Source organism: bacterium, from assembly GCA_040753555.1.
In the GTDB taxonomy this organism is placed as follows: Bacteria; UBA9089; UBA9088; order UBA9088; family UBA9088; genus JBFLYE01.
Window position 1 is genome coordinate 1 of record JBFMDZ010000110.1, and the last position, 7,085, is coordinate 7,085.

The window sequence follows — 7,085 nt, forward strand, 5'->3', positions numbered from 1 at the left end:
ATAAGGTGTGGTTTGTGCTATTCCTCCTGTAAATTCAAGGCAATTGCTGTGGATTAGGAATGGAGGGAAGAATTAATATAATTGACCAAGGATTTCTTATGAATTCCTCTCTTTCTTCTCTATCCTTTCTGTTTTACGAGTAAGTCATCTGGAAGCCGTTATTCTAATCATAATAGGTTTTGTGGTAATGGGTGTTATGGTATTTAGTATTTAGCAGATGCTATGTATGGGCTTTTAAGAAGTATCAGGGAAGAAAAAAATTTAAGCCACAAGAGCTTTCAAAGGAAATGGAAAGCCAATATGGGGTATCTCGTGAAGAATGTAAAGAAGCAATAAAGGGGCTTATTGACTCCGAAAGGTGCGTTTATTCCTATTTCGGTGGAACATTTATAGAGGTGAAGGAAGATGAAAAATAGAATTGTAAATTGTAAATTGCAAATTGTAAATTTCAAATTGAAAGAGGAAAAGATTTTAAAATTTAAAATGGAGCGAGGCGACAATGGCAATAATTCTTAAAACAAGAAAAAGGGATATAGATAAGATAGGCTTAAAGGGGGGAAGGGAGACATCATCTTTAAGGCCAAGGTATAGGGAATTAACCCCTCCCTGCACATATACCTGTCCAAGCGGAATAGACATAAGGAAATACCTTACAACAATAGCCCAATCTGAGGGTTATAAGAGGTCTTATGAAGATTCATTTAATATTGCTTGGGAAATAATAACAGACAAGAATCCCCTGCCTGCTATTACGGGAAGGGTTTGCCCACATCCCTGTGAGAATGAATGCAATAGGGGTGGAAAGGATGAAGCAATTTCTATAAATAGTTTAGAGAGGTTTATTGGAAATTGGGGAATAGAGAATGGTTTAAAGCATAAGAGGCTTTATAACGATACATTCCCAGAAAAAATAGCAATAATCGGAGGAGGTCCATCTGGTCTTTCCTGTGCATATCAGCTTGCAAGGAGGGGGTATAAAATTACAATCTTTGAGGAGAGGGAAAAACTTGGTGGAATGTTAAGATATGGCATTCCAAGCTACAGGCTTCCAAAGGATATACTTGACAAAGAAATTCAGAAGATATTGGATTTAGGGATTGAGGTAAGATTAAATACAAAAATAAAAGACCCTGAGGAGATAAGAGGTTGTGATGTAATTTATATAGCCATTGGGGCACAAAAATCCCTTCCTTTGAATATCCCAGATGAAGATAGGGCGATATCTGCCATCTCATTTTTATATGCTTATAATTCAAAGAAACCTCTTTCTATTGGAAAAAATGTTGTTGTCATTGGTGGTGGAAATTCTGCCATTGATGCGGCAAGGTGTGCAAAAAGAGCAGGCTGTGATGTCAAAATCCTTTACAGAAGGACAAGGGATGAAATGCCAGCTATCTCTGAGGAGGTAGATAAATCTTTGGAGGAAGGGATAAAGATTGAATTTTTGACAGCCCCCATTGAGATTCTTGGGGATGGTCTTAAATGTATCAGGATGGAGCTAAAAGGCACAGATGAAAAAGGAAGACCAAATTCTATTCCAATCTCTGGTTCTGAATTTACCCTTAAGGCAGATACCATAATTTCTGCAATTGGTCAGGAAAAAGAATTTTCTTGGGATTGTGGAAATAGGATATTTGCTGGTGGTGATTTTATTCAGATTGGTCTTGTAACAGATGCAATTGGTATGGCAGCAAAGGCAGCACAAGCAATTGATGAGCATCTTAGGGAAAAAGAAGCCCAAAAAGCATTCAAGCCAAATGTTATAAAATATACAAGTATGAACCTTAATTATTATGAGAAAGTGCCAAGAGGCCTTGTAGAAAATCAAGATGGAGCAATCTATGAATCAAGTAGATGTATGAGCTGTGGTTCTTGCTTTGATTGTGATAATTGCTACATTTTATGCTCTGATTCTGCGGTAAAGAAATTTCCAAAGGGTCAGCACTATAAATTTATCTTATCCAATTGCCAGGGTTGCAAAAAATGTGCAGAGGAATGCCCCTGTGGGTATATTGAAATGATTTAAAGGAGGAAGAAAAGAAGAGGACGTGTTTAGCTAAAGCTAAACAAACAAAGTGATTTCTGGCTTTTTAATGAGGAAGCTCAACACATACGATTTTGTGAAAACAGAAGAAAAATTGTGTCCTACTTGCAAGAGAAAAGAGAGGGCAAGAGGGTTTTTGTTAAATGCTTGATTGGTGGGTTTATCCCTGCGCCTTATTCATAATAAGCCTTGTTATTGGCATAGTTGGGGTTTTGGGAGGCTTAGGAGGTGGAACCCTATTTGTTCCCATTGTTAGTGGCTTCTTTCCCTTCCACCTTGATTTCATCCGCTGTGGAGGCTTATTACTTGCCCTTTGTGGCTCTTTAAATGCAGGTCCAAAGCTGCTTGAAAAGGGCTTGGCAAGCTTAAGGCTCTCTATTCCCTGTGCGTTGGTAGCCTCTATATCCTCCATATTTGGGGCAATGCTTGGTCTTGCTCTACCAACCAATATTGTTCAAGTATCTTTGGGAATCCTTGTGATTGCAATTGCCATATTTTTTATTCTCTCAAAAAGCACAGAGTATCCTAGCGTAAAAAAGGAGGGTGGCCTTCCCTCTTTGCTTAAGATAAATGGTAGCTATTATGAGGAATCAAACGATCAGGAGATTTCTTGGAAGATACATCGGATGAAAAGGGGGCTTCTTCTCTTTATCATGGTTGGATTTATTGCCGGGATGTTTGGAATCGGAGCAGGCTGGGCAAATGTCCCTATTTTAAATTTAATTATGGGGCTTCCCTTAAAGCTTGCGGTAGGAACAAGCGTCTTTTTCCTTTCCATAGCAACCGCATCTGCTGCCTGGGTTTATATAAACCAGGGTTGTCTTTTTCCTATGATTGTTATCCCATCCATATTTGGTGTAATGCTGGGAACAAAGATTGGAGTGGCCCTTCTTCCCAAGACACATCCTAAAATCATTCGCTATATTGTTATTTTATTCCTTATTTTTGTAGGAATAAGGTCATTGCTAAAAGGCTTTGGAATTTGGAAATGAAAGAAAAGGAAGAGATTATTTATGGAAAAACCCTTAGTTTATGTGTGAAATTGGGGATTTTTCTTTTAATCACAAGCTTTATTGTCTATATCTTTGGAATACTTCCTCCCTACATTCCGATTGAAAACCTTTCAAAATATTGGGCTATGCCCTCTGAAAAATACCTTAAATCTGCCAATATTCCCTCGGGCTGGTCTTGGATTAGCTTAACTAAATTTGGGGATTTCCTTAATTTTATACCCATTGTTTTTCTCTCTGCGATTACCATTATTTGCTTCCTTGCCATCCTCCCCATATTTTATAAAAAGAAGGACAAGACCTACCTTTTTCTTGCAATATTACAGGTTATTATCCTCCTTCTTGCTGCCTCAGGGATACTAACCACTGGCTCTCACTGACAAGGGATGATAATTTCTGCAGGGCATAGAAGCTCTGGAAAGGAGAAAAAATTTACAAATTAAAGGCTAAAGACTAATGACTAATGACTAAAGGCTAAACATATACGGTATATTTAAAGATAAAATATTGCTAAATAATTAAATTTTATGCTATAATTGAAAAGTGGGATGGATATTTTGATTCTAGGAGAATTTATAATAAAGAAGAAAGGATAATAAAGTTCATATCCCTTATCCTTCTCTTTCCCATTCTTATTCCCATTAAATTCTGCCCATATTCGCTTCCCTGGATTGCCTGCTCAAGCTGCAATCTTTTATATTGCCCTGCAAAAACCTTAAGGAATCCAATCCTTTACATTGCAATTCCCTTAAGCCTTTTTGGAAGGATATTCTGTAGATTTATATGCCCAGCTGGGACAATCCAAGATATAACAAACAATATCTCAAGAAGGATTTCTGGTTCTGATGCACACCTTTATTCTCATCCTGCAATAAAATATGTATTCCTTGTCTTTATTCTAATCCTTTGTTTTGACCTTGATGCTTCCTTTTTTCTATCTTGTTATTACTGGATTCCATTTGTTTTTGGAATATTTCTTTTTCTCTCATCATTTACAAGTAGGTATTGGTGTAGGCTTTTATGTCCAATTGGCCTCATTCTTTCACTTTCTAAATTTAGCCCTTTTAAGATAAAAAGAGAGGCATTGCGCCAGATTGGAAGATTTAGAGGGAAAAGGACTGTTCTTCTCGCTGATATGGAAGGTTCAACCGAGCTGTTCTCAAAGGATGGAGACATTGCCGCTGCTAAAATTCAGCAGATAAGAGATATATATCAGAGAAGATAATAAAAAGCCAAAATGGTGAATTTCATCCGGTTGGCGGTGATGGAATGCTTGCTTTCTTTGAGAGTGCTCAGGATGGTCTTTTGTCTGCTATCCAGATTCAAAGAAAGCTAAAGGAAAAAGGCTTCTCTATCCGTGCTGGAATACATACCGGTGAGGTCTTCCTTTCTCCACCCCTCGTCGGCAAAAAAAGTTGTTGACAAATTGCAAATTTTATTTTATAATTAGTATGAAATTAATACTAATAGTGAAACAAAATGGAAATAAGAGCATTTGAAGAAATACCCTATTTTACTAAAACCTCTTTAAGACTTGCCTTAGAACCGCCGTGAGGATGCATTGAATGAACAAATCAAGCGATGGCTTAAGAATGGCACGATAGTCTCTTTAAAGAAAGGGTTTTATACCTCAAGGCTCTATTACCTTAAAGAGCCAAATAAAAGGGAGCTATTAGAATTTTTAGCTAATAGATTAAGATTTCCCTCTTACCTTTCCGGTGAATATATCCTCTCTCAATATAGCTTGCTGACCGAAGCTACTTATCCTCTTACATCTATTACCTTAAAGGCTACAAGGGCATATAATACTCCTATGGGAACATTTAGGTATATGAATATCAAACAAAGCCTTTTTCTCGGATTTACTACAAAACCTTATGGAGAGAACCTAATCTATCTGGCAAGCAAAGCTAAATCATTGTTTGACCTCCTCTATCTCAAAACTACCTTAAGAGAAAACCCAAAAGAAGAGATTCAAGAGGGATTGCGAATCAATTGGGATGAATTTAAAAACACAGACCTTATAGAATTTAAAAATTATGTAGATATGGCTCAATCAAAGAAGATGTTCTATATCTTTGATTGCATAAAAGGGGTGTTAAATGCTTCTCTTTAACCTTCAAAGGATTACCGAGGTTTACTTAAGAAGAAGTCTTCCTACACCAGTCATTAGAAACTACTTGAAGGAGCATCTCCAACTATACATCTTAGACTTTGTCTATAATCGCTCCTATGGTAAAGAGCTTATATTTACCGGTGGTTCTTGCCTTAGATTCTGTTTTGGACTAAATCGTGTCTCTGAAGACCTAGATTTTGACCGCCTTAGTGATTTGAAAAGTGGTATAGGAAAATCTGCATTAGCAGGAAAGATGTCTTTTCTTGAAATAGAAGCCCTGATTGAAATAGGAAGGCTTTCTGTAGAGACAAAGGATTATAAAGCAGGAAAAAAGGCTTTAGAAAACGCACAAAAGCAATAACCCGCACCGGCTTTAAGCTCTACGAACCTGAGACAGGGCTTGCCTTAGCCAGGCTATACTTAGCTGAAGGAAACCCAGACCAAGCCAAACCCCTTGCCCAATCCGCCTACGAAAAAGCCAAAGCAATGCACTACCGCATATTAGAAACTGAAGCCGCTAATTTCCTTAAGAGAAGTATGAGTGCCAAAAAATTGTCTTGACAAGAGAATGATATTTATGTATAATTGTTCTATAGGGAATACGATAATAAGATGAATACAAAAGAGGCAATAAGATATATTATTCAAGAATGGCTTGAATACAAGCTTCCTTCTCTTATCGAGCGGGATATACCCTCTGATTTATTAAATACAGGTCTCATTATTGCTCTCGTGGGGGTTAGAAGAAGTGGCAAGACCTATCTCTTGTATCAAATAGCAAAAAGACTAAAAGAAAAATTGCCCTCTTCTAACATAATCTATATCAACTTTGAGGATGAAAGGCTATATCCCCTTACTGGTAAAGAATTACCGCTACTGTTTGAGGTCTATGAAGAGAATTTTTCATACAATAGGAACTTACCATTATTTTTACTCTTAGACGAGATTCACAACCATCCTTCCTGGGAGAGGGTTTTAAGAAACCTTTATGATAAGTATAGAAATGTGAGATTCATCATTACTGGCTCTTCTGCCAGGCTACTTTCTTCTGAGATAGCCTCATCTCTTAGGGGAAGAACCATTACATTGGAGGTTTTCCCCTTTAATTTCAAAGAGTTTTTAGGGGCAAAAGGGATTAAGTTTGAACAAAAGGGCATTCTCCACAGCCCAACGCGTCATGAAGTTATAAAGGCATTTAATGAATACCTGGAATTTGGTGGTTTTCCCCAGATTGTCTTTGAAAGTATGAAGATGGAGATATTACGCGAATATTATCAAGCGATTGTCTATAGAGACATTGTGGAGAGATATACGATAAGAAACTTAAGGCTTTTTGAGACATTTCTAAAATTGGTAGTTCAATCTGCCTCTAATTTAATAAGTTTTGGGAAATTGGCTAATCTTTTGAAGGGTATTGGGTTTAAGGTGAGCAAAAATACCCTTATTGGATATATGGGATACCTCAAAGAGGCATTCTTTGCCTTTGAAGTACCCATATTTTCTTACTCTATAAAAGACCAACTTCAGTATCCAAGAAAGATATACCTTGTAGATGTCGGGTTGGTGAATGCACTTTCCTTTAAAACATCTTATGACTTTGGCAAATTGGCAGAGAATATCGTCTTTCTCCATCTAAGTGGAAAGGATGTTTATTATTGGAAGAATAGACTTGGATATGAGGTTGACTTTGTAGTCAGGGAGGGTTTAGAGACAAAGGAATTAATTCAAGTCTGTTGGGATATAAGGGATGAAGAAACGAAGAAAAGAGAGATTAGGGCAATATTGGCGGCAATGGATGAGTTTAAACTAACCAAAGCCCTCATTTTAACCAAAGATTTTGAGGGAGAAGAACTATTTGACCAAAAGATAATTGTCTTTACCCCACTCTGGTTATGGTTAGTGAGTAGATAGCCTT

At 37.2% G+C, this 7,085-nt stretch carries 9 protein-coding genes; all 9 read left to right on the forward strand.

Features of this window, described 5'->3' with window-relative positions:
• Nucleotides 1-191: 191 nt before the first annotated feature.
• The 9 genes from AB1630_08830 (at nucleotide 192) to AB1630_08870 (ending at nucleotide 7,081) form a co-directional block, all read left to right on the forward strand.
• Nucleotides 192-416 (forward strand): hypothetical protein, encoded by a 225-nt coding sequence (locus tag AB1630_08830; GenBank protein MEW6103897.1) that lies wholly within the window; start codon nucleotides 192-194, stop codon nucleotides 414-416.
• An 83-nt stretch (nucleotides 417-499) separates the two neighbouring features.
• Nucleotides 500-2,026, forward strand: coding sequence for an FAD-dependent oxidoreductase (locus AB1630_08835; GenBank protein ID MEW6103898.1), 1,527 nt, complete (start codon nucleotides 500-502; stop codon nucleotides 2,024-2,026).
• A gap of 161 nt (nucleotides 2,027-2,187) precedes the next feature.
• Complete coding sequence (locus AB1630_08840) at nucleotides 2,188-3,036, forward strand: sulfite exporter TauE/SafE family protein (protein ID MEW6103899.1); 849 nt, start codon at nucleotides 2,188-2,190, stop codon at nucleotides 3,034-3,036.
• Nucleotides 3,033-3,434, forward strand: a complete 402-nt coding sequence (locus AB1630_08845; GenBank protein MEW6103900.1) for a hypothetical protein — start codon at nucleotides 3,033-3,035, stop codon at nucleotides 3,432-3,434. Before AB1630_08840 ends, AB1630_08845 begins: the two co-directional genes overlap by 4 nt.
• A 362-nt stretch (nucleotides 3,435-3,796) precedes the next feature.
• Nucleotides 3,797-4,279: a 4Fe-4S binding protein gene (locus AB1630_08850; GenBank protein MEW6103901.1), complete on the forward strand. Its 483-nt coding sequence runs from the start codon at nucleotides 3,797-3,799 to the stop codon at nucleotides 4,277-4,279.
• Between the two features lie 44 nt (nucleotides 4,280-4,323).
• Nucleotides 4,324-4,476 (forward strand): hypothetical protein, encoded by a 153-nt coding sequence (locus AB1630_08855; protein MEW6103902.1) that lies wholly within the window; start codon nucleotides 4,324-4,326, stop codon nucleotides 4,474-4,476.
• A gap of 139 nt (nucleotides 4,477-4,615) precedes the next feature.
• Nucleotides 4,616-5,170 (forward strand): hypothetical protein, encoded by a 555-nt coding sequence (locus AB1630_08860; GenBank protein ID MEW6103903.1) that lies wholly within the window; start codon nucleotides 4,616-4,618, stop codon nucleotides 5,168-5,170.
• The gene (locus AB1630_08865; GenBank protein ID MEW6103904.1) at nucleotides 5,157-5,531 is read left to right on the forward strand and encodes a nucleotidyl transferase AbiEii/AbiGii toxin family protein; all 375 of its coding nucleotides are present in this window, start codon (nucleotides 5,157-5,159) and stop codon (nucleotides 5,529-5,531) included. Before AB1630_08860 ends, AB1630_08865 begins: the two co-directional genes overlap by 14 nt.
• 251 nt (nucleotides 5,532-5,782) lie before the next feature.
• Nucleotides 5,783-7,081 (forward strand): ATP-binding protein, encoded by a 1,299-nt coding sequence (locus tag AB1630_08870; protein ID MEW6103905.1) that lies wholly within the window; start codon nucleotides 5,783-5,785, stop codon nucleotides 7,079-7,081.
• Nucleotides 7,082-7,085 lie beyond the last annotated feature (4 nt).

What these genes read in the sequence shown, in the direction of transcription:
- AB1630_08840 (MEW6103899.1), top strand. Translation starts at nt 2,188, where the DNA reads ATGCTTGATTGGTGGGTTTATCCCTGCGCCTTATTCATAATAAGCCTT.
- AB1630_08865 (MEW6103904.1), top strand. Translation starts at nt 5,157, where the DNA reads ATGCTTCTCTTTAACCTTCAAAGGATTACCGAGGTTTACTTAAGAAGA.
- AB1630_08835 (MEW6103898.1), top strand. Translation starts at nt 500, where the DNA reads ATGGCAATAATTCTTAAAACAAGAAAAAGGGATATAGATAAGATAGGC.
- AB1630_08845 (MEW6103900.1), top strand. Translation starts at nt 3,033, where the DNA reads ATGAAAGAAAAGGAAGAGATTATTTATGGAAAAACCCTTAGTTTATGT.
- AB1630_08870 (MEW6103905.1), top strand. Translation starts at nt 5,783, where the DNA reads ATGAATACAAAAGAGGCAATAAGATATATTATTCAAGAATGGCTTGAA.
- AB1630_08855 (MEW6103902.1), top strand. Translation starts at nt 4,324, where the DNA reads ATGCTTGCTTTCTTTGAGAGTGCTCAGGATGGTCTTTTGTCTGCTATC.